The organism is Tolypothrix bouteillei VB521301, assembly GCF_000760695.4.
Lineage (GTDB): Bacteria > Cyanobacteriota > Cyanobacteriia > Cyanobacteriales > Nostocaceae > Scytonema > Scytonema bouteillei_A.
Map to the genome: position 1 here is coordinate 8,499,487 of NZ_JHEG04000001.1, position 23,472 is coordinate 8,522,958.

General features: G+C 41.3%; 15 protein-coding genes, 1 pseudogene and 1 CRISPR repeat array. Of the genes and pseudogenes, 12 read left to right on the plus strand and 4 right to left on the minus strand.

Annotated elements, in window-relative coordinates; translation table 11 throughout:
- Positions 1 to 70 precede the first annotated feature (70 nt).
- The 5 genes from HC643_RS34735 (at position 71) to HC643_RS34755 (ending at position 10,297) form a co-directional block, all read left to right on the plus strand.
- The gene (locus HC643_RS34735; RefSeq protein ID WP_038078284.1) at positions 71 to 2,278 is read left to right on the plus strand and encodes an ATP-binding protein; all 2,208 of its coding nucleotides are present in this window, start codon (positions 71 to 73) and stop codon (positions 2,276 to 2,278) included.
- 385 nt (positions 2,279 to 2,663) lie between these two features.
- Positions 2,664 to 5,819 carry an EAL domain-containing protein gene (locus HC643_RS34740; RefSeq protein ID WP_038078362.1) on the plus strand — a complete coding sequence of 1,052 codons (3,156 nt, stop codon included), beginning with the start codon at positions 2,664 to 2,666 and terminating at the stop codon, positions 5,817 to 5,819.
- A gap of 341 nt (positions 5,820 to 6,160) precedes the next feature.
- On the plus strand, positions 6,161 to 6,490 hold the full coding sequence (locus tag HC643_RS34745; RefSeq protein WP_050046516.1) for a hypothetical protein: 330 nt from the start codon (positions 6,161 to 6,163) through the stop codon (positions 6,488 to 6,490).
- A 656-nt stretch (positions 6,491 to 7,146) separates the two neighbouring features.
- Positions 7,147 to 7,347 (plus strand): hypothetical protein, encoded by a 201-nt coding sequence (locus HC643_RS34750; protein ID WP_038078292.1) that lies wholly within the window; start codon positions 7,147 to 7,149, stop codon positions 7,345 to 7,347.
- Positions 7,348 to 7,477: 130 nt separating this feature from the next.
- Positions 7,478 to 10,297, plus strand: coding sequence for a GAF domain-containing protein (locus tag HC643_RS34755; RefSeq protein WP_038078296.1), 2,820 nt, complete (start codon positions 7,478 to 7,480; stop codon positions 10,295 to 10,297).
- A 9-nt stretch (positions 10,298 to 10,306) separates the two neighbouring features.
- Here the strand turns inward: HC643_RS34755 and HC643_RS34760 are convergent, their stop codons facing one another.
- The 4 genes and pseudogenes from HC643_RS34760 to HC643_RS34775 all read right to left on the minus strand — a co-directional run bounded on the left by HC643_RS34760 (position 10,307) and on the right by HC643_RS34775 (position 17,181).
- On the minus strand, positions 10,307 to 14,497 hold the full coding sequence (locus HC643_RS34760) for a two-partner secretion domain-containing protein (protein ID WP_050046515.1): 4,191 nt from the start codon (positions 14,495 to 14,497) through the stop codon (positions 10,307 to 10,309).
- Between the two features lie 353 nt (positions 14,498 to 14,850).
- Positions 14,851 to 15,501: an HD domain-containing protein gene (locus HC643_RS34765; RefSeq protein WP_038078302.1), complete on the minus strand. Its 651-nt coding sequence runs from the start codon at positions 15,499 to 15,501 to the stop codon at positions 14,851 to 14,853.
- 41 nt (positions 15,502 to 15,542) lie between these two features.
- Positions 15,543 to 16,112, minus strand: coding sequence for an HD domain-containing protein (locus tag HC643_RS34770; protein ID WP_038078366.1), 570 nt, complete (start codon positions 16,110 to 16,112; stop codon positions 15,543 to 15,545).
- A 4-nt stretch (positions 16,113 to 16,116) separates the two neighbouring features.
- Positions 16,117 to 17,181 (minus strand): annotated as a pseudogene (locus HC643_RS34775) (TIGR03985 family CRISPR-associated protein).
- 613 nt (positions 17,182 to 17,794) lie between these two features.
- Between HC643_RS34775 and HC643_RS34780 the strand changes: the two are divergent.
- The 7 genes from HC643_RS34780 (at position 17,795) to HC643_RS34810 (ending at position 22,467) form a co-directional block, all read left to right on the plus strand.
- Positions 17,795 to 18,037 (plus strand): AbrB/MazE/SpoVT family DNA-binding domain-containing protein, encoded by a 243-nt coding sequence (locus tag HC643_RS34780; protein ID WP_038078305.1) that lies wholly within the window; start codon positions 17,795 to 17,797, stop codon positions 18,035 to 18,037.
- On the plus strand, positions 18,034 to 18,471 hold the full coding sequence (locus tag HC643_RS34785; RefSeq protein ID WP_050046513.1) for a type II toxin-antitoxin system PemK/MazF family toxin: 438 nt from the start codon (positions 18,034 to 18,036) through the stop codon (positions 18,469 to 18,471). The genes HC643_RS34780 and HC643_RS34785 overlap by 4 nt, the downstream gene beginning before the upstream one ends.
- Before the next feature lie 286 nt (positions 18,472 to 18,757).
- A complete protein-coding gene (locus HC643_RS34790; RefSeq protein ID WP_038078311.1) occupies positions 18,758 to 19,333 on the plus strand; it encodes a hypothetical protein in 576 nt (191 codons plus the stop codon).
- 226 nt (positions 19,334 to 19,559) lie between these two features.
- Complete coding sequence (locus tag HC643_RS34795; protein WP_038078314.1) at positions 19,560 to 20,492, plus strand: hypothetical protein; 933 nt, start codon at positions 19,560 to 19,562, stop codon at positions 20,490 to 20,492.
- A 202-nt stretch (positions 20,493 to 20,694) separates the two neighbouring features.
- Positions 20,695 to 20,973, plus strand: a complete 279-nt coding sequence (locus HC643_RS34800) for a DUF4833 domain-containing protein (protein WP_038078317.1) — start codon at positions 20,695 to 20,697, stop codon at positions 20,971 to 20,973.
- Positions 20,974 to 21,042: 69 nt separating this feature from the next.
- Positions 21,043 to 21,252: a hypothetical protein gene (locus HC643_RS34805; protein WP_050046510.1), complete on the plus strand. Its 210-nt coding sequence runs from the start codon at positions 21,043 to 21,045 to the stop codon at positions 21,250 to 21,252.
- Positions 21,253 to 21,708: 456 nt separating this feature from the next.
- Positions 21,709 to 22,467 carry an SH3 domain-containing protein gene (locus tag HC643_RS34810; RefSeq protein ID WP_167844816.1) on the plus strand — a complete coding sequence of 253 codons (759 nt, stop codon included), beginning with the start codon at positions 21,709 to 21,711 and terminating at the stop codon, positions 22,465 to 22,467.
- A 101-nt stretch (positions 22,468 to 22,568) separates the two neighbouring features.
- A CRISPR array of direct repeats spans positions 22,569 to 23,404; the repeat unit is 37 nt; unit sequence GTTTCAATCCCGTTTCCGGGAATCGCTAAGTTTCAAG.
- The last annotated feature ends 68 nt before the right edge of the window (positions 23,405 to 23,472 follow it).

Sequence of the window (23,472 nt, forward strand, 5' to 3'; positions counted from 1 at the left end):
TAAATCTTCTGTGGGAATACTATGGGTGTACGCAAAAGTTCCCCCTATCTTACTTTGGTCAACCCGCCTAATGCAGAGGAGTCACTCCAGCACCGTAAAAGCATTCTCATTACAGTTTGTTCTGATTGTTCCATTTGTCTTGCAAATATTTGGAGCAGTAGGTTTAGTTGGGTATTTGTCTTTTAAGAATGGACAAAAAGCGGTCAATGACCTCGCAGACCGGTTGATGGAAAGAACCAGCAGTATCGTAGATCAACATTTAAATTCTTATTTATCCGTCCCGACTAAAGTCCTACAGATAAACTCTGATGCAATCGAATTGGGATTGCTCAATGTACGCGATCGCAAAACTGCGGGAAAGTATTTCTGGAAACAGATCCAAGCTTATGACTTGAGTTACATCGGTATTGGGCTAAAGACAGGAGAGGGAGTTGGTGCCGGTCGTTATGATGGCAAAAACCTCGTAATTGATGATTGGGGTCCCAAACCTCCAAAAAATTGGTATATCTATGCTACAGATAACCGGGGAAATCGTACTAAGGTGGTTAATGTATTGGATTGGAATAACTTCAAAGAACCCTGGTACACGGAACCCATAAAAGCAGGTAGACCCATTTGGTCACCATTTATCACAGCGAACTATCCCAATTATCCTTTCATTGTTGCCTCAATGAGTCGCCCGATCTATAACAGGGAGAATCAACTGTTGGGGATGGCTGCGGCTGATATTCATTTATTAAAGTTAAGCGATTTTTTACGGCGTTTGGATATCGGTCACTCCGGACAGGTTTTTATTGTAGAGCGCAACGGAATGATGATTGCCAACTCTAGCGTACAGCAGCCCTTTACCAAGTTCAAAGACAAAATTCTAAGATTGAAGGCGATCGACAGCCCAGATCCAATGGTTAAAGAAGTTGCTCAACAAATTCAGCAAACCTTCAATGCGTTTGAGTCTATTACGGAATCTAAAAAACTGGCATTTCATTGGCTTGGAGAACAATATTTTGTACACGTTACTCCTTGGCGCGATCGACACGGGCTAGATTGGCTGGTGGTGGTTAGCATCCCAGAACAAGCTTTTATGACGCAAGTCAACGCCAATACCCAGACTAGCATTTTGCTTTGTATGGCTGCATTGGTAGTGGCAACACTTATGGGTCTTCTGACTTCTCATTGGATTACACGCCCTATTGTACGACTTAATAAAGCAAGTCAGGCAATGGCATCTGGTAATTTAGACCAAACAGTAGAAATCAGCAGTATCCAAGAACTGAACAGTCTCGCTCATTCCTTTAATGACATGGTAGGTCAACTCCGGCAATCTTTTAGTGCGTTAGAAAAAAGCAATGTCCAATTAGAAGACCGTGCTGCTGAACTCAAAACTACTTTAAGTGAGTTGCAACGTACCCAAGCACAAGTCATGCAAAATGAAAAAATGGCTAGTCTCGGTCAACTAGTTGCGGGTGTCGCTCATGAAATTAACAATCCAGTCAGCTTTATCCACGGTAATATTACTTATCTCCACGAATACACTCAAGATTTATTGAGGATATTGCATCTTTACCAGCAACACCCTCTCAGCAACGATCCAGAGATTCAAGCTCTGGCTGAAGAAATCGATTTAGAGTTTCTAATGGAGGATTTACAAAAAATTCTTACTTCCATGAAAACTGGAACTGATAGGATTCGCAATATCGTGTTGTCGCTACGAAACTTTTCGCGGGTGGATGAGGCTGATTGGAAAGCAGTGGATATTCATGAGGGAATTGAAAGTACGCTGTTGATTCTGCAACACCGCCTGAAAGACAAATCAGAACGTCTGGGAATTCAAGTCATTCGCAATTATGGTAATTTACCGCAGGTAGAATGTTATCCCGCACAACTGAATCAAGTTTTCATGAATATTCTCGTAAATGCGATAGATGCGTTAGATGAGGTTAATGCCAAACGCACATATGAGGAGAGAGAGAAAAATCCCAGTTACATTACTGTCCGTACCTCAATTAGAGATTCGCAGTGGGTAGAAATTGCCATTGCTGACAATGGCATAGGAATGTCTCAAATCGTCAAAAACCAAGTCTTCGATCCTTTTTTCACAACTAAACCTGTCGGTAAAGGTACGGGGATGGGTATGGCAATCAGTTATCACATTATCACTGAAAAACATGGTGGGAGATTGGAATGTTTTTCTAGTTTTGGCACAGGAACTGAATTTATTGTTCTATTACCTTTAAAATCTCCACTGACTATTCAGGAGTACAAACCCTTACATCTTTAGTAACTACCGAGTACAAAGTTAAGAAACAAGAATTTGATGTGAATTTTTTGTAAAAAACGTAACATTGCTTGGTAACTGGAGTAGAGTTAAGAAGACCTTAAGAAATAGCTTTGGCAATCGACATGAAAGCGCTAATCCAGATAGAAAAGTCTATTCAAAACACTTATTTTGTTTCTAGCCGTTTTTCATAAATTGCTAGAGTTTTCGCCTTTCAGTGATATTGCTTAATTAAAATTGGAAATAAAAATCAATTATACAAAAAAGCAGCAAAATTACGTATTCTTTTTCTACTCGTGTGAGAGTGCTGTGAAGTAGGTTGTCGAAGCTTGCCAATTAAGGTTGAATGTATTGCTTTCGGTTACCTTTGATTTATATAACTCTGGCAATGGTTTCGACTCGTCGCTACGCATACACAAATCAGCATAGGCTAAACAGGGCAAACAAACTGTTGGCACAACAGCTAGCTACAGAATGTAGTTCTGGGTGTCAGAAAACCCATCACGGGCTACAAATGGAATTAAAAATTTGTCAGCAGTCAAAGACAGGCTTGCAAGAACTACTTAATTCTTTGGTAGAACTTAGCCCTTTTCCTATTATGGTCGTCTGCTTAAAAAGCGGTCAGATTCTATTGAAAAATCAGCTTATAGAACCTTTTTTTGGAGTGGAGTCAGGCAAAACACTCGATAAAATTACTACTAGCTTTTGTACTCAACCTGCTTTATGGTTTGATTTGGTTAAACAACTATACAGAGGCAAAACTTTAACATTACAGACAGCACAACTCAAAAAAGCGAATGGAACTTCTTTTGAAGCTGGCATTTCAGCTAAATCTGTTAACTACGAAGGTAAGCGAGTCGCATTGTTAACTTTTACGGATGAAACCGAGCAATTGAAAATACAGCAGAGGGATGCTTTATTGACAAATGCTATGGAATTCTCAGACACAACAAAATGGCGACAGGTAGAGACAGAACTCAAAATTCGTGAAAGACAACAAAGAGCGGTAGCGGAATTAGGACAGAGGGCGTTGGCTAACACCGATTTATCAGTGTTGATGGACGAAACTGTTCGTTTGGTTGCTCAAGTTCTAGACGTAAAACTGGGCGGAATTTTAGAACTTTTGCCTGGAGGTCATATTTTACTGCTACAAGCAGGAGTGGGTTGGCATCAAGGGTTAGTAGGATCGGCCATGTCGGGGACTCAACCAAGTTCTCTATTGGGTCATACTCTGCTAACTTCAAAACCAGTAATTGTAAATGATTTGCGCGTAGAAACCCGATTTGATGGTTCTCCACTACTGCACAATCATCGAGTTGTCAGCGGTATTAGCGTTACGATCGCAACTCAAGGAAAAGCTTTTGGCATTCTAGGAGCGTATGCGACTCAAGAAAGGGTATTCACTAACGATGATAGCTATTTCCTTCAGACTGTCGCCAATGTCTTGGCACTTGCAATTGAGCGCAAACAATCTGAAGATCGCTTGCATTTGATGGAACGCGCGATCGCCGCTAGCAGCAACGGAATTGTTTTAACTGATGCCCTTCAAGCAGATAATCCCATCATTTATGTCAATCCAGCGTTTGAGGAAATAACGGGTTACCCTGCTAGTGAAATTCTCGGAAAGAACTGCCGTTTTTTACAAGGAAGCGAACGCGATCAGCCAGCCCTTAACGAACTGCGTAATGCCATTCTAGAACAAAGAGATTGTCACGTAACTTTACGCAATTATCGCAAAGATGGCACTCTGTTTTGGAACGAACTTTATATAGCTCCCGTATTTGATTCTCTTGGATTTTTAACTCACTTTATTGGCGTTCAAACTGATATGACTCAACAACAGGAGGCTCTTCTTGCGTTACGACAACGGGAAGAACAATACCGTTCAATTGTAGAAACAGCAGCTGAAGGAATTTGGTTACTCAATCAAGACAACCAAACCACTTTTGTGAACCAACAAATGGCTAATATGTTGGGCTACACAACGGAAGAAATGCTTGGCAAAACATTGTTCTCCTTTATGGATGAAGAAGGAGTGGCAATAACGAACGCTAACTTAGAACGCTGTCACCAAGGCATTCACGAAATGCACGATTTTAAATTCCAATGTAAAGATGGTTCTCCTTTATGGGCGATTGTTTCTTGTGCTCCTTTGTTTGACGAACAGAAAAATTATGCTGGTGCCTTGGGAATGGTTACTAATATTACAGAACGCAAGCACATGGAGGAAAAGCTAGTCTACCAAGCTTTTTATGACGCTCTCACGGGATTGCCTAACAGAGTGTTATTTATGGAAAGGCTCGGACAAGCGATCGCACAAGTCAAAAATCACCCAGAAAATTTATTTGCTGTTCTGTTTTTAGATCTCGACCGTTTTAAGGTTGTGAATGATAGTTTGGGGCATGCAGTAGGCGACCAACTTCTCATTGCCATCGCCCAACGTTTGCAAAGCTGTTTGAGACAGAACGATACTGTTGCTCGTTTGGGGGGAGATGAGTTTACTATCCTGCTTTCTCATATTCAAACTATTGAAGATACCACTCTTGTTGCGGAACGCATTCATCAGGTGCTAAAGTCCCCCTTCAACTTAAATGGATCTGAAGTGTTTACAAGTGCCAGCATTGGCATTGCTGTAGGTACAAATCGGTATGACGAACCTGCGAATGTGCTGCGAGATGCTGACACCGCTCTGTACCATGCCAAAGAGCAAGGGAAAAGCGGTCATGTAGTATTTGATACCGTAATGTACGAACAAGCCGTCGCACTTTTGCAATTGGAGACGCAATTGCGCTGGGCAATAGAAAGGCAAGAGTTACGCGTTTACTACCAACCAATTGTCTCAGTTTCCACAGGAGCTATTACAGGATTTGAAGCCCTGGTTCGCTGGCAACATCCCCAACAGGGAATGATTTCGCCAGACAAGTTTATTCCCATAGCAGAAGAAACGGGGCTGATTGTCTCAATTGGTCAATGGGTCCTTCGTGAAGCTTGTCACCAGTTGAGGCAATGGCAGAAACAATTTCCTGCTCTTGAGTCCTTAAGTATGAATGTTAACCTTTCTGCCAAACAATTTTCCCAACCCAATGTTGTTAAACAAATCGGCCAAATTTTAGAAGACACTAACCTTGCTCCTAGCAGCTTAAAGCTGGAAATCACCGAAAGTACAATTATGGCAAGCCCTGAAACCGCAGCTGCGGTGCTTAAACAATTGAAAGCTTTTGGAATAGAATTGTGCATTGATGATTTTGGGACGGGTTACTCATCCCTTGCGTATTTACACCGTTTTCCCATTGATGTTTTGAAGATTGACCGCTCCTTTATCAATCAAATTGATAGCGATCGCGAACGATTGGCGATCGTTCGCGCAATTGTGACTCTAGGTTCTCATTTAGGGTTAAGTGTGGTTGCTGAAGGAGTAGAAACAATGGAGCAGTGGACACAACTTAAGCTGTTGCAGTGTGCTTTTGCACAAGGGTACTTGTTTTCAAAGCCCTTGAACGCAGAAGACGCAGGCATCTTGCTTGCAACAGAACCTGGTTTTTAAAGCGACAACCAATGCCGTTATAACGTATCTTAAACTGCGTATAAATACTTAAATATTCTGCCTTTTAAGTCCACTGTTGATTGGGATGGACATATTTTTCTGATTTTCACCTATGGTATTGGGGCATGAAATTTGGGAACCCTAAATAATCATACTTACATTGCCGACTGCAAGCAGATTGTTTATGACCCCAAAACTGACAGAACGCCAAGTAAGGCGACCCAAGCGCGATCGTTCAAACAGGTGCTCCTGTATGCTAATTGCCAAACAATTGAAAAAAAAAGCAAATATCATCTATCAGGAGAGAGGAATATTAGCTGACCTTAGGGGAGAATCTTGTAATGCTTAATCTTAGTATGATTTTGAAAGTTTTCTCTATCCCGCTTGAAAAGTACACAACAATTCAAGATTTTGTCTACTTTTGGGGCGGTATGTGGATCGTGAATAAAATTCGTGTCCTTCCCTATGGCATTCCTCAAAACTTATTAGAATCTGACTCAGTTTTGGAATCCGTACAAGTTAAAACAATTCGATTATCCAGAATTCCTGTAGTGGGTGAATTTCTGGTTTGGAGAAATCAGAATTTTAGAGTTACTAAAGTGACACATTATTGTGACAATTACAATTATTCAGCAGAAATAGAAATGGAGTGGTATGGATCTGAAAAATAAGCCATACACACGCGACTCCTTTGCGCCGCGTCTTTACAGGACATACGCGAAGCCGTGACGTCATACTACCTTGCGTTCATACATTGTACTTTCTCCCCTGTCTTCCTTGTCCCCCAGTCTCCCTTGTCCCATCAACAAGTGATATCTTTGAATGCAACGACCCATGACTTGAAATTAGGTCCATATAGGTGGACTTTGTTTGTACAGTCGCGATTGCGAACATCGCTCGATATTTTTTCAAATTGGGATGTCGGGATGAACAAGAATCTTAACAATACTACTGTACCTAACACGTTAAAATTTTCTAAAAAAGCTTTTTTTGATGACCGCATGAAAAACAATGCTCGCTCGCACCTGACAAGTTTTTCTTCTAGGGGCTACACAGGCATCGCTTTTCTTATTTAGTAAGGGTTTCAGGTCTATAGTAGTGCCTGCATTAACCATACATTGAGTCTGCGATAGGGAAGGTACTGGTAGAATAAAATAAAGTTCAAGAAAAATGTTATTCATTTCCAAACCGAGTTTCGCAAGACAATTTTTGGACTAACCTGGAGTGGGAGCAATACCCTACTCCTTTTTTATTTGTTCGGCAATAAGCTGAGTACAGCTTGCGCTTTGCGATCGCAATAACATCTTGAATGAGTAGTTACTTTTGTATGACTTTTACAGCAACCCCTAGCGAGCGAACTCAACATGCAAACAAGAATCATGTTAAAGGTTTGGTTATTGAAATCATCTTAATAAGCAATAAAACAAACAGAATCTTGAAACAGCTTTATAATTTTTTTACAAATGGTCTTGATATTTTTTTAATTAAAATTTTTAAATTAGGTAAAATAACCAAAGAATCAGGTTAAAAAAAATCTAACTATAGGTTAAGGACATAAATTGCTAGTTGTAGTAGTACGATTAGCTACACCCACAACTTAAGTGATTAGTGATTTTTGCATCTCCAATTTTCTCCTCTCAAAAGAAAAAGTATCAGCAATGGAATTAACAGAGAAGCTAAATTGTTGGGAGCAAACATTTGACGCAGAAAATTTGCTGCACAGAATAACAACCCGGATCAGACAAGCACGAGAACTCGAAGATATCTTAGCTGTGGCGGCTGATGAAGTGCGTTCATTTCTGGCTATGGAGCGAGTGATGGTGTATCGGTTTGATAGCGATGAAAGCGGAGAAGTCATTGCCGAATCCATACACGAGCAGCGATTGCCATCTCTATTGGGGTTGCACTTTCCTACAGAGGATATCCCACAAGGGGTGCGAAATATGTTTTTGTGGGCGCGACAGCGTTCTATTGTAGATGTGGCTTCTGGAATTATTGGTTTATCACAACTAGCAAGCCCAGAAACTGGCAAATCTTTAGGAAGTGAGAATATCTACTATCGAGAGGTAGACCCCTGCCATATTGAATATTTGAAGGCAATGGGTGTACAGTCATCGTTAGTAGTGCCGATTTTACATTACTCCCTCACAGAGCCATCCGCAAAACCTCAACTGTGGGGATTGTTGGTATCGCATCATAGCAAACCGCGAACGGTTTTGCATCAAGAAGTTCAGGTAGTACAGAGAGTTGTCGATGTTGTATCAATGGCGATCGCTCAAAACCACTTACAGAACGTAATTCGCGAGCAGCAACAGCGAGAAGCAATAGTTAACAAAATTATCTCCCTACTACATCCACCCTCCACAGATACAAATCAATTACAAGCAGCCTTAGAAGCAACCACAGATGCCTTTGGTGGGGTAGGAGGAAGATTGTACTTAGAGAAAAGTTCTGAAGTATACGCCACAGGCGAACAGCCCCTAAGAATTGAAGCACTAGAAAACACTATTCTTGAGGAACATAGATCGTTTCAAGATTGGATCGCTCAATGTCAAAAAGATAACATCATTCAAGTTGGAGACCTCCATCAAGAACCCTATTGGCGTGTTTTAGCTCCTGCTTTCCAAAGCACTCACATTAGAGGAGTTTTGGCAATTCCTTTAAATTACGACGGACGCTATATCGGTATTTTAAGTATTTTTCGCTCTGAATTGGAAACAAAAATCTTGTGGGGAGGATGGCGCGGGGGCGAAGCCCGGAATCAGCTACCCCAGATTTCTTTTGAGACTTGGTTGGAACGCAAAAAAGAACAACCCCCTGAGTGGAAACCCGAAGACATTGCACTCGGACAAGCTCTAGCCACTCAATTTTCCATAGCCATTCAGCAGCAGCAAATGTACCAGCAAGTGCAAACCCTGAATGCCAAGCAAGAACACCAGGTACAAGAGCGCACAGCCGAGTTGCAAAAGTCATTAGAGCAGACTTTGCTAATCAAGCAAGTGACGGAGCAAATGCGTAGCAATCTCGACTACAACATCACTTTACAAACCATCGTTGAGGAAGTGAGAAGACTGCTCAAAACGGATCGCGTGTTAGTTTACAAGCTCTTAAGCGAGGGAGGGGGTGAGGTCATTGTCGAAGATGTAGATAAAAACTGGTCCTCAGTTTTAGGCCACAAAATGCCACAAGAATGCTTTCCCGATGAATACGCACGTCTTTATTTTCGGGGAAGGGTACGGGCAATCAACAACACCGCAGTAGCGAGTTTGGATACCTGCCATCGAGAGTTTTTACACAGTCTTCAGATAAAAGCCAACGTAATTGTACCGATTAACATTGGTACGCAATTATGGGGGTTATTGATTGCCCATCAGTGTTATGCGCCCCGAAATTGGGAAGATGCAGAAATTGATTTGCTCCAACAGCTAGCAGACGCCGCCGCCGTTGCTATTCAACAAGCACAGTTATACGAAAGGAGCCGTGCGGCAGAATCTACAGCAAGATCGCAAGCTGAAAAGATGGTGCAACTTCTTCATGAGATACAACAAACACAAGCAAAACTCATTCAAAGTCAAAAAATATCCAGTTTTGGGTTATTATCGCTAGGTGCAACACAAGAAATCAACAATTCCGTTAACTTTATATCCACTCAACTGTCTCAAGCCAGTGAATACACCCAAAATCTCTTAGAACTTTTGCATCTCTATCAATTGTACAATCCCTATCCAGATAGTGAAATTACTCATCAAGCAGAAGTACTGAATTTGGACTCAATCGCAGAAAATTTACCTAGAATCATGTCATCGATAAAAGTACAGGTCGATCGCGTCCGCTCGACAGTCCAGTCGTTACAAAATTTTTCTTCTCTGGAACGCGTTCCCATCAAACCTGTTGACATCAATAAAGCTATTGAGCGGGTTTTGTCAATTTTGCAACACCGTCTGCAATTAAAGATAAAAACTCCTGGTATTGAAGTTATTAAAAACTACGGCAATTTGCCAATGGTAGAATGCTACGCCGCACAAATAAACCAGGTATTTATCAATCTCATAAGCTATGCTATTGATGCTTTAACAAACCAGATAAAGGAAACGAGACACGACAAGAGGTTACCTACAGGGGAACTGGAAGTCTCCTCTGGGAGATTAGCAGCAATAGAAAAATGGGGAGAGCAAGAAAATTCAAATTCTACTTCACCCTATCGCATCCAAATTTCTACTGGAATGTCATCAGATAGCTCTCACGCGATCGTTCGCATTGCTTACAATGATTCAGGAATGACACAAGACATCAAAAGCTCAATTTTCGATCCGGCTTGTACGACTCAATTGTTGGAACAGAGCATAGGTATGGAACTATCAATGAGTTACCTGATTGTTGTACAAAAACACGGTGGAGCCTTAAAATGTGTTTCAGAACCGGGCAAAGGTACCGAGTTCTGGATTGAAATTCCACTTAAGCAATCTTATTCACTCTGAACTTAGAAATTATCTTTTATCAACACAAAGTGTAGAGTGAAATGGAGAACGATGAAGGTTAATACTGGGTGCAATGGCAACTAATTCAATAACGCCCCTTTTATCAACCACCCAATTCTGAGCTTCCACAATTGGAGTAGAAGGAGATGGGGAAGATAGGGAAATATTTTCTCCCTCTGCTTCTGATTGAGAAATATTTTTAGAAGGAGAAATCCAATCTGCAAGTAGCGCATCACTGAGAAGAGGGTCTGTGGGGCTAGTGGATATTCCTCCACGCCCTGTAGAAATAAACGAGCTCGTTGTATGGGTTCCTTCAGGATTGCACCCCGTGCTAATGAGTTGTGAAGCATCAACTAAATTGACAGGTAATGGTACTAGCTCCCCATAAGGATCTGTATCCGGCGTGTTGACAGCTACAACACCATTTAAGGAAGGATTCGTCTGGGAAATAGCAGTAATGTCACTTGTTCGCAATCTTCCAGGATCGAGTAGAGCAGGATTCGTTGTTGCCAAAAGCTTTGAGAGCAGATCTCGACTCAAGGGTGACAGTCCAAATATGCTGGCTGCTTTAATATCGACAACTCCTCCGAGCCCTTGATAAGCGTTGGCAGTGATATCGCTATTTTCAAATGGGAGAGCAACTATAAAGCCATTACGAACATTGATATTGATGTTACCACCATTGCCACCCTTGAGCGCAGTCCCCGCACTTGCTGAGATTTGACTGTTACGACGTAGAAGTAATAATTTTTGCAATGTTAGGTTGATGTTACCACCATCTACCGATCCGGCTTCACTTTTAATAGAACTTTGGTTATCTAAAGAAATAGAATTAGCTTGCACATTTATGCTACCTGCTCCACCTAATTCTGCATTGTTAAGACTTGTGGAAGTTGAAGAGACAGAGATACTCGAGCGATCGCGAGCCGTTAGCGCTTCTTGAAGAAGTAGAGTCAAACTACCACCTACACCACTCCCTGTAGTTTCACTGCTAAGTCTGCTGTTGTCCAACACGAGTGAATTTGCGCTGAAGAAAATTTCTCCACCTTTGCCACTACCCGATGTAGCAGTCGCAATAGTACTATTTTTCAGCAAAGCCGTATTCACATCAATATTAATTTCTCCTGCATTCCCAGTGCCTGCAGCTTCGCTACTAATTCGGGCACTATTGTTCAAAGAAATAGTATCTGCAGTAATGTTAATACGTCCGGCATTTCCCGTGTTTTTGATAGGCTGTAAAGGTTCTTCGCGGAGCGCACCAGTATCGCTCACGATGGAACTGTTATCCATAACAAATGAACCTGTTTCAATATTAATGACTCCTGCATTTCCTTCCCCTGTTGTCCTGCTATTAATATTGCTACCATTGTTCAAAATTAAAGAGCCTGCTTTGAGATTGATGCGTCCTGCTTGCCCGGAGCCAGAAGTTTCCGTGTTAATACCAGCCCCATTTAGAAAAGCGTTACCGACAATATTAATGTTTATTTCCCCAGCATTACCTATTCCTTTGGTATCACTGCCGATGCCTGCATTTATCATTTCTAATGAGTTAGCAGTTAAGTTGAGCTGACCTGCTTGTCCTTCTCCTTCTGTATCAATGCCCATTCCCGAATTGTTTCTGATTGCTACAGAATCAGCATCGATCGTGATTTGTCCGGCATTACCTTTAGCACGCGTTAAGCTGCCGAAACCCGTTACGATATCATCTTTGAAATAGGGTAAGTCATTTTCCAACAACAATGACTTAGTTGTAACATCAATACTTCCAGCATTACCCGTACTGTTCGCTAATGTATTTGTTGTGATGTTACTGTTATTCTTGAGTGCCAGAGAATTGGTAACCTTTAAGATAATTTCCCCTGCTTTTCCCTGACCCCCAGTATCGCTGGTAATAGAACTGTTTTCTAAGGTAAAATCATCTGCAAAAATTTGAAGGCGTCCGGCATCACCCCTGTTATTTATAACTTTACCGTCATTATCTCTATCAATTCCCGTATCGTTGCCCATTCCACTATTTTCCATCCGCAATGAGCCTGTTTTAATGAAAATTTGTCCGCCGTTCCCCTCTCCTATTGTCCCGCTATTCAAGCCACTATTTCTCATGAAAAGCCGATCGGTGGTGATGGTTATTATCCCAGCATTTCCTTTGCTATCGATGTCCCCCTGAGCCGTTGAGAAAATTCCCACTTTATCTAACAATGAAATTGATTTAGAATTCATTGTTAATGCTCCTGCATTGCCATCTCCGTAGCTTCTACTGCTGAGGTTTGCTTGTTCTAAATCAATCGAATTGGCATTGATTTTGACTCCACCTGCATTACCTTTTCCAAAGGTCTTACTGGAGATCGCTCCTGCCTTTAGGAAAAGAGAATTAACGTTAATATCAATATCTTTAGCATTCCCATTACCAAAGGAGTTACTGTTAATTCCTCCCCCTGTTAAAATGAATGAATTAGAATTAATGGAGAGCAATGCTGCATCGCCATCGCCAAAAGTATTGCTGATAATACCAGCGTTCTGAGTTGAAATGGAAGAAGCAAAAATCGAAATGGGTTCAGATGCGATCGCACTCCTATTGTTGCTAGCGATCGCAAAACTTTCCATTGAGATAGAACCTGCTGCTGTTGCTGTAAAAGCACCACCTCCAGTCTCCATGAAACCTTGACTCAGGCTAATATTTCCAAAACCAGAAGCATCACTATCTGCTTGCAGGACTAAGTTAAGACGACCATTATCGGCTGCAATACGGAAAGCTTTCAAGGAAATATCGTTAGCAGCTTGCAAAGTTAAAGTTGCCGTACCTGAAGTTGTCTTGGTGATGCCAAAGCCCTCTGCTTTAATATTGCCTGATTGAGTCCCTGTAGTACCAGTCGCGATGGTCACATTTGTTCCGGCATTAAGTTGTGCTTGAATATCCGGGATAAATATAACTGCACCATCACCATTGGGCGTAAAAATTTGAGGGTTACCATCACTGAAAGAACCACCAGTAGTTGTACCAGAGTAGTTGAGAGTGACATCATGCGGATCTAGCAACCAAGTACCGCCTGCGCCGTTAAGAGCACTCGCATCAACACGAATGCCAGCAACATCAAGAAAATGATAACCTGATGTTTCTATTAAACCGCCATTACCGCCATACTTTCCTCCTCTTGCACTCAGACTGCCATAGACACGGGTTGAGTCTTTGCCCCAAACAGTCACTTGACCCCCATTTCCTCTCATTAAAGCATCTGCCTTAATAGAGGCTTGAGGGCTGATATATGTAGCACTCGCTTGGGGAAGGCTCCCCAAACCCAGATAGTCACCTCCCACTAGCACCTGACCCCCACCTGCATCTCCAGATACATCTATGTGAGAGTTGTCAAATAGTGCAACTTTCGTACCTACAACTTGGACTTTGCCTCCAATTTGTCCGACCTCAGTATTAGAAGCATCAATTTTACCGACGACGATCGCAGTACTCTCTTGAGAGTCACTACCTATCTGTTGGTCTTTCAAGCTCAGAATTTCTCCGGCTTGTCCCAACCCAGCCTGGATATTTGATGCAGCTGCCACCGTCACCTGTCCTCCAGGCGCAGATATTTTTCCATTGTGGGTTACATTGCTAGCTATTAAAGTCAAATTTTGCCCTGTATTAACTGTTAAGTTGCTAGCATTATTTGTGATACTTGCTTGATTGCTAGCAAGTTGTAAACCGATAGGAACGCTAATCGTTAGTAAAGGAGACGACCCGGCGGAGTTGGTACTAAAGAAACTACCATCGGCAAACATTAAGCCATAAGCTGTGGTTGCAAGAAAGGAACCACCAATATTGAGCTCGGCATTGCGACCAAAAATAATGCCGTTGGGATTCAGGAGAAACAGATTTGCATGACCGCGAGCGCGGATTAATCCATCAATATTTGAGACTGACTGACCCGTCACGCGACTGATAATATTCTGGATCTCTGACGCATTATTAAACTGGACTATACTACCAGTCGGGACAGAAAAGGCTTCAAAGCTGTGGAATAAGTTACTGCCTGCAGTTGTTCCACCTTCAATAAGGCTAGTATTATCAACTATCGTGACGCGAGAATTATTGGGTAATGTGGAATCGGGGATAATTTGAGCAAAAGCACAATTTGTACTAGAAATAGATATAAGACCTATTGCGATCGCTAACTTTTTTAAAGAGTGACAACAAATGTTTAGCACCTAAATTCTCCCCCAATGATTAAATAGTTGCCGCGAACTGAGTACACGAGAAGTAGGCATCAACATTCGTTGTTTTCCCTGACCCCCAATTTCAGTAAATCATATTTAAAGTTTTAAATCTCATTTCTATACAATTTATAAAACGGATGTCTAATTCCTCAATCACTAGGTAGTTGGGAAATCTGCAACGCGTGAAATTCTCCAAATACTGTGGAAGTTGTATAAGAGGATGTTTGTAAAGTCTATCATTGTATCAAGATCTACGACTTTAAGAGTATTTTCCCCCCTTTTTAAGGGGGGCTAGGGGGGATCTAAAGTTTTGGATACCTCAGCCACTACTTTTAAAACATCCTCTAAGCCTTATTCATTTGTTGTATTTCTTTAACAATGTTATGACGAGCGGATAATTCAAAAGCTTGAAACATTGATTCGGTATAGTAAATGCGATCGCGTTGCAAAAATCCCTGCAAAACCCGCTTTCTTCCTGCAAAATATTCTGCTTCTGGCAACCACGCATATTCTTGCTGAATTGCCGCAGCATAATGACTGTATTCGATAGGAGAACTGCCTAATATTGCTAAATCTGCATCTAGAAGAATCTGACAATCAAAATCATTTGGTGCAGCTTGATGGGATTTAGTACTCAAAATGAGACGGCTTACGGTAGCAATAATCTTTGAGGAAACACCCAAAGAAGTAAGCAAATCACTTGCATATTCCGCACTTCTTTCTTCATTATCATTTGCTTGAGCATCATAAACCGAGTCATGAAACCAAGCAGCAAGTTGAATGCTTGCCAAATCTTGAGTTGTGACTGGAAGATTTTCTAATATATTGAGAACATATTCTACGTGTTCTAAAGTATGATAGTAGCGATTGGGGCTAGAGTAAGCTGCGGTTATTTGAGTAAATGTCACATGAGCGACATCGGAATTAACTTGAAAAGACACAAGTAAATGCTGCCACTTATTAAATAATTTATTGAGAGTGTCATTAAAATTCATAATTTGCCTTAATTTTTAAATCAACAAACAATCTTGAAAAATTAGATGGAGCTTTGCGTGGAGAGTTGTTGAACCACTCGTTCGAGTTCTTCTATCATCGAGTTAGAACCTGTTTCTCTATACACCTGTACCAAGGATTGGTAGAACCACAAAGTTTTTTCTTTACCGCCATTGAATTCAGTCCAGATTGCATCTCCAAATTTTTGCCAATCTGCCAGTAAGGATCTCGCATTGTGTAGTTTATCAGCGATTGAGACTAGTTTGACAGAAGGCGAAGCATGGCGGAGTTTTTCTAGATACCGATTTTTTCTCTCTTGCCATGGGGGTTTGGGTGGTGTATCCCACTCCGTACAGCCATCAATAATTTCTACAACTGTTGCGCCAAAACTCTGGAGAATTTGCTCGCGCATGGGTTTTCCACCTTGGTCTTCTATACTATCGTGTAGCAAAGCTGCGATCGCTTCATCTTCGCTTCCTCCTGCCTCGAGTACCAATGCCGTTACACTGAGTAAATGAGCAATATAAGGAGTACCACCCACTTTACGGGTTTGATTGACATGGAGACGAGTTGCAAAGATTAATGCTGATTCAAATCGTTCTGTTAATTTCATGGTTTTATAGATTGTGGTAAAGGTTAAATTCTGTAGCAACATCATCAGCTATATTTTTTCGCAATTCCCAAGGCATGATGACTTCAGCTTTTGGTCGCCATGCTCGGATTCGCATACTGACATTGTTATCGCCGTGTCGGTAGTAGAGGCGATAGTACGCATCTTTATCGGAACGATTTTCTAGAATTTTGAGCAATGTCTGTTGTTCTGGTTGCTTTGTCTTTTGCTGTATCAGATTCTGGGCTTGCTTGTAGCTAATTGCCTCAAAAGTTTCGTGTCGGAAGGTATTGTGAATATAGCGGTCGTGAAAATTGCGGTCAAATCTCAACAGCATCATTTGGGAGGGTAAATAGAAATCGAAACCCCATGCTTTGGACATTTCTAAGGCAATGTAATCTGGGTTGGGTAAAGATGCTTGTTGATAGCACTGCTGTCAATTTGAGGGAATGGCTGAGTTTGTCCATTTTAAGGCGGTCATTTTATGAATGCGATCGAGGCGAAAATTGTACCAATCCGTTTTTCTTTCGGGGCTTTGACCGCAAGCACATAAATAGACTGCTCTCTGGACGTAGTAGATGCAGACTGGGTAAACGATGCAATCTACAGTGTTCCCTACCCTAGCACTTTTGTAACTGAGTTTAACGGGTGGTACCGGAGTTTGTGCCCAAAGCTGTCTTAACTTGTATTGCCAATCCTCTACTATGTCAATGGTACTGCGGGGAATCACATAATCAAGTTGCAGGAAAAGGCGTTGCACGCCGTTGATTTTTTGGGCGTGGGTTTCTGCGATCGCTACCAAATCTTCCTGTAGAAAGTTTAATTCATAAGCACTCAGTTGGCTGGATGTGAATTCATCTTGAGAACCTACAGGACGTGGTGGAAATTCCCGCACGCGATGGTATTTTTGGGCTTTGTATTGCAGCCAACCAAGTTCGGCGAGAGTTTGCAGATCGCCCTGGAGAGAACGACGGGTGACACCAAATAAGCGCTGTTGTAGCTGCTGTTCCAGATAAGACAAATCCATACCCGTGTGAGCAAGCATCAATTCCTTCCACTGGCGAGCACTCATGCTGGTTTGTTCGCCAAACAACCACTCGGTTGTTGTTTTGAAACAAGGGCAAAGAGAGTCATGGGGTTTAGGGATAATATCTCCTTTAGGGTGCGTGCAACTGAAGAATGCATCCCGCCATTCTGCATAAGTGAAAGAGTCATTTAAAACCAAGCGCTTTTGGCTGTTTCCGTATAGCGATCGCAACCACACCCACAAGCGAATTGCACGCGACAGATTTTGTTTGAGCGAACCTCGTGCCAACCACTGTAATAATTCTACATAGGGAGGATCTTGAAAAACTTGTTCGGACACTAGCCAAATTCCTGTAGGTGTAACTTTCCTTAGGATAAAGCCAATTGGAAGCAGAGTTTTCCAAGGAACGGTAGAAGACTTGTCTGCTTTTTCTCGATTCACCACATGACGTTGCTCTCCACAAGAGCACCTGCGATCGTTGACCTCGATCCGGTGGTTCCACCAGGGAAGACCTTGTAAGGCACGAATTAAGCATTAAAGTCCATGGAAATATATCTACAATGTATATACTATAAGAGAGTTAATTGCAAAAATCTATTTATATGAAGTTTGCATTTAGATCTGTAATTTTTTGAGGAAAACAATTTTAAGGCATTCTATGAGCACAGTCATATCTAGATGGGGAAATAGCTTAGCCATTCGCATTCCCAAAGCAGTAGCCGACCAAATACAAGTTGAGGAAGGTACTCCTGTAAGTATCAGTATTTCAGGTGATAGCATTGTGATTACACCTCAAAAGAGAAAAAAATATACACTTGACCAACTTCTAGAAGGCATGACACCAGATAAATTTCATCCTGAAATTGATACAGGAAGCGCTGCGGGGAATGAGGCTTGGTGAGCAGTCCATATATTCCAGAGCGTGGTGATATCGTTAAATTAGAATTCGGATTAGTCGAAATTACGGCAGATTTAATCAAACGAGCATTTACGTTGAAAAATGCTGGTATGTCTTTTGAAGGAATTGCCAAGACACTGAATTCTGACCTAGAACGTCAAGGGCTCGAGCAGCAAGGCTATCGCCCTGTTTTAGTATTGTCTCCCTTTAAATACAACAAAATGTCTTCTATGGTTTTGGTTTGTCCCATCACTTCTCAAAAGAAAGGGCTGAGTTTTGAGGTAGCGCTGATGGATGGTATGAAAACTAAAGGGGTCATTTTAACTGACCAAGTAAAATCTTTAGATTGGAAAGCCAGAAAAGTGTTGTTTGTAGAGAAAGTGGAACAGGATTTAATTGAAGAAGTACAAGCAAGAATAGAAACTTTAATTTTATAAAGGGGGTACAAGAGGCGGATTCAGCATGAATTGGCTCAAATCCCTGAGTTTTTTCAGAAGGCAGAAGTACGAGGGTAGAAGACCGCAGGTATATCAGCCCCGAAAAAATTTTTTCAGTGTTTGCAGCATGGGATAAGTCTGAAACGTAAATGGATTGTGAAGGATAGGAAATGAAATTGCAAAGATAAGTCAGAATGTCTAGCACTATCAGTGTTTATTCTGCAATTATACTTGCAACCTTCAATTATCCCAGTCACGAAAACTACCACTATCAGCATATATTCTTATGAAATTCATTGTTGGGTTGTCAAGTCTGGCTTTATTTTCACTCTCCAGCGTTTCTCCATGTTTAGCTGCTAATCAGTTAGTCAGTCTCTCAGCAGGCCAATCTTTACCCAGTACAACAAAAACAATCCAAGAAGGTAACTCCTTCACCCAAGTCATTAATACAGTAGACCGCCAGCAAAAACGAGTAGCACAGCTAGCCGATAGAGAACAATGGTTCCAACAACGTCGTTATCGCGCACAACAAGCTGCAAGAGCCAGACAGGCTGCCGCCGCAGCAAGACGCGAACAAGAACGAAAATACTTTGAAAGTCTTACTCCAGACCAACAAAGAGCATATCTTGCTCAGAAACGAGCCAGACAAGAAGCAGCAGCAAAATTGCTCTTAACAATATTTGGAGGCGGAATGATATATGAGAATTCAGGCACAGCACCAAGTTCCAATGCTAACCAAGACACATGGATTGTAGAAGATCGCTATAACAACCCGTCAGGGTACCAGCCTGCTCCTGCACCTGTTGCACCAATTGACCCCTTTTACGGAACAGGTCCAGGAGGAAAATTCTACGGCAATTAGATCGGGAAAATAACTACTCCTTTCCCACCCGAAGATTACCGTTTGGGATCTCGGGAGCACGGGAGAACCGGAGCACCTTGTGAAGAAATTACATTGGTAATCTTACACCGGAAAGGGAGTAAAACGAGTGGTAAGGGAGTGAGGCTAATAGCTTTTCCATCTCACCCTTTCCCCATAACTGATATTTTTCCATGACAACATGAGTATCTTTAAACAAAAAAGAACTATGAAATTAAGTAGAATTGGTTTGGTTTTAGCTCCAATTTTAGTAACATCCGCCACTTTTCTTCCTTCTCAAGTAAGAGCGCAATCGCGAATTACCTCAGTAGGCGATGCTGCTCTTAATGCAGCCGATTATTGTCATAAGAATGCTCCTGCATTTTTGCGCGATCGTCCCACACATATTAAGATTATGGGTATTCGCTGTTCAGAAATTGTTCACAAAGTTGTTGCAGCTCTTAGGGCAGCTAAATATCGTCCGACAGGTTTGAATTTACAATCAGATAGAGATTTGACAGTTTTTATCAACGGAGCTTCTCCTATTCTTGAAAGGGATGCTTCCGTTATTGAGAGTATTAAATATGCACGAGAGGTATTTAGAGATAATGTGATAGAGACTATTCTCTTGGGAGCAATTGGTGCATATGCGTATCTTGATTTTGGCATTGACATTACTCACAATTCGCGTAATCGAATGCTTGAAACATCACAAGCAGCAAGGAATCCGGGGAACTTAAGAGCGTCATCAAGATCTAACTCCTCAACAGTGGCTTTGCCTCCTCCTAATTTGCCTTCTCTTAATTTGCCTCCTGCAAATGCACAAAAAAAGATTTTAAATCGGCAAGTTTTAGCCCAAATTTCTAATAATATTTGTCAAAAATATGTTTCGTTTCAACAAAAATATCAAGCTTGTAATCGGTTAACAGTTAGCGGAGTATCGGCTTTAGATAACTCCAGACTTAATCCCATTGGTGTGAATTTAAGAAATGATTTACAGTTTCAAGCTTATCTAAAAAAAGCGGGAGAGGTGTTAACTAAGGATAATTATTTTATTTCCTCTTTTACATTGGCTTCGAGTCATTTAACTAAACAAGAAACTTCAAATATTTACTTGTCCATCATTATTGCTTATAGTGCGTTTAAGAATCAAGGTTACTAGAATTATCGTAATCTAGTTCATAGTAAGGAATTTATTCCTGCTTTGAGGACTCAATTCATTAATACTAATCTGTAATAATTGACGATGAGGATAATCTTTTCTATAGATTTTTCAATTTTCTATACTTGTTAATTCAGTTAAATGTATATTAGATTGAGGCTTTGTGAAACTCGACATTAGTAACATTTGCAATCAATAATTTATGTCTAAGCTCAGAAAAAAGCTAGTAAATATATCTTTCATAGGTGGTGCGATCGCACTGTTACTTATTCCTACCATCCCTTCTTATGCTATCAACTTGAATAGTATTTTTTTCATCTCCAAGAGTGACAACAGTAATCAGGTGCATTATGGTATACAGACTAATCCAGATTGCTCGCTGAAAACTGCTAAACCTGTGTATCCTTATTGGAAACTTCAAAATGGTCGGTTAGAGAGTTTGCTAGCAATTGAAGTTCCAGCCTTTGGTATTGCCCGCTAATCAGTTTCAGGTGATGAAGTAGTTATAGAAGTAAACGGCTTCAAAGGACGAGGAATTGTAAAACCTATTATGATTCGGTCTACCCGATCGGGAAGTCAAGAGTGTCAAATATCAGCTTTTACACAAATCAACGGCGAAGTTACTCAATTGCAGCAAGTGCATATCGACTTGACTAGAAACGGTTTCTTTGGGCTTGGTGGTACGGTTCACAGCATAACATTTTATGGTGTCAATCAAAAGCAAGAAAAGATTATCTGTAAATCTAATTGTCGTTTCTAAGCAGCAGAAGTCATTATATAGCCGGAATGAAAGTTAATAAACTCTGCCCGTTCATCTTGTCTGAATATGGGAAATTTACGTGCTGTAGGCTTTAGTCCTAAAATATTAATGCAAATAGACGATTGAGGATTTGTGATTACCAATCTGTTGGCTGGTAAGCGGCGACGTGGTGGAAACTTGGAAGAAGATGCTCGCTCGTATAGTGAATGTCAAGTATTCTGTAGCTGATGTCAACTCTCTATTTCTTACTTTTGAATCATTGTTCTTTTGCTATTATTCTCAAGTTTTCTAAAGAAAAATTATAAAAGTCTGGAACATTTATTATTATTTTACGTCAAAGAAATTATCATTTTGAACTAGAGCCATATACTAAATTGTCATTATTCATCTATATATTTCTATAGCTAGAACGATATGAAATTCCCTCATCTAAACTTGAAAAGTATTGTGCGAATCGTGCTCATACTAATAAGCTGGCAGACAATTGCAATTATCTTACCTCCAGGCGATACGGCTTCAGCCGTATCGCCTTTGGCTTATCGCGCTCTCTCCCAGTTGCCTTCTGGAACACAATCTCCCGCAAAAGCCAAGCCCTACCCCCGTCGTCCCTTCAAACTGCGCGATCGGGTTCCTCCTAACAGTTCCTTCTACCAATTTCGAGAACGTTTAAAGCAAGCCATTCGCGAGCGCAATGCTAAATTTATTCGTGCAATGGCAGATCCAAATATCAAAATTACCTTTGGATCTCCAATCCCTTTCAGTTCGCTCAAATTTGACGATTCCAACTCACTCTCTTGGAAACGATTGGAGCGAATCATGAGCATTGGCTGTACCCCTTATGAAGCCCCTGCGGGAGTTAAATTGGATGCCTATCAATGCCCGCACGTGTCTCAAGCTTCCTTAGGCGATCCTTTTACCGATGTTTACATCGTGGGTGAAAATATAAATGTTCGCGCACAACCGCGCAATGATAGTCAAGTCATTGGAGTTTTATCAGATGAGGTTGTTAAATCCGATCCGAGTGGATTCTCTCGCCTGACTCAACAGCAACGGCAGGAACAGCAAACCTTTGAAGGCTGGCAGCCAATTATTACTCCTACAGGTCAACGGGGCTATGTTTCCAGTCGTTATGCCTATTATCCTGCGGGATATCGCGCTCGATTTGAGAACAAGCAAGGGCAGTGGAAAATGACGGTTTTTATCGCCGGAGATTAGTCTATTTCCTCATGTATACTGCCATCCACTGCTTCCACTTTACTGCCATCTCCTGGGTAAAGTGACAGTTCCTGCCATTCAATACAACCTTCAATCAATTGGTTTCAATCCCGTTTCCGGGAATCGCTAAGTTTCAAGTGGAACGTCTGGTCATGAATCGATGTTGCTTCTTGTTTCAATCCCGTTTCCGGGAATCGCTAAGTTTCAAGTCAATCCAGATTTAAGTCAATTTTCAGATCTATCTGAAAGTTTCAATCCCGTTTCCGGGAATCGCTAAGTTTCAAGTTGTAGTTGCAAGCGCCCGTTCCGATAGATTGGCAAGTTTCAATCCCGTTTCCGGGAATCGCTAAGTTTCAAGGCAACAATCAATACACTCAATGCATTAGACCAAGGTTTCAATCCCGTTTCCGGGAATCGCTAAGTTTCAAGTTGTGGAGTACAGGGAGGAAAGGCACACAACCACATGTTTCAATCCCGTTTCCGGGAATCGCTAAGTTTCAAGCAAATGGCTGCTTTTTTGGCAACTTTAATCAAATGTTTCAATCCCGTTTCCGGGAATCGCTAAGTTTCAAGAAACGACCATTTATGAAATCGCGGTCAGTCAACCGGTTTCAATCCCGTTTCCGGGAATCGCTAAGTTTCAAGATGAAGATATTAAAATAGGGTCTACAATTATCCTTTGTTTCAATCCCGTTTCCGGGAATCGCTAAGTTTCAAGAATATTGAGCATCTTCAAAAAACTTGGAATCAAGAGGTTTCAATCCCGTTTCCGGGAATCGCTAAGTTTCAAGTTCTGCTAATTTGCTTCATTAACTCAGGAAGCAATTGTTTCAATCCCGTTTCCGGGAATCGCTAAGTTTCAAGAAGTAGGCATCCTCACAATAAAAATTGGGTTTATGCGTTTCAATCCCGTTTCCGGGAATCGCTAAGTTTCAAGTCCGCCATCTAAAACCCTTACAGAGCAAGGACTCTACAAGCAGTTTTGGCAGATCGAAAAAATGACCT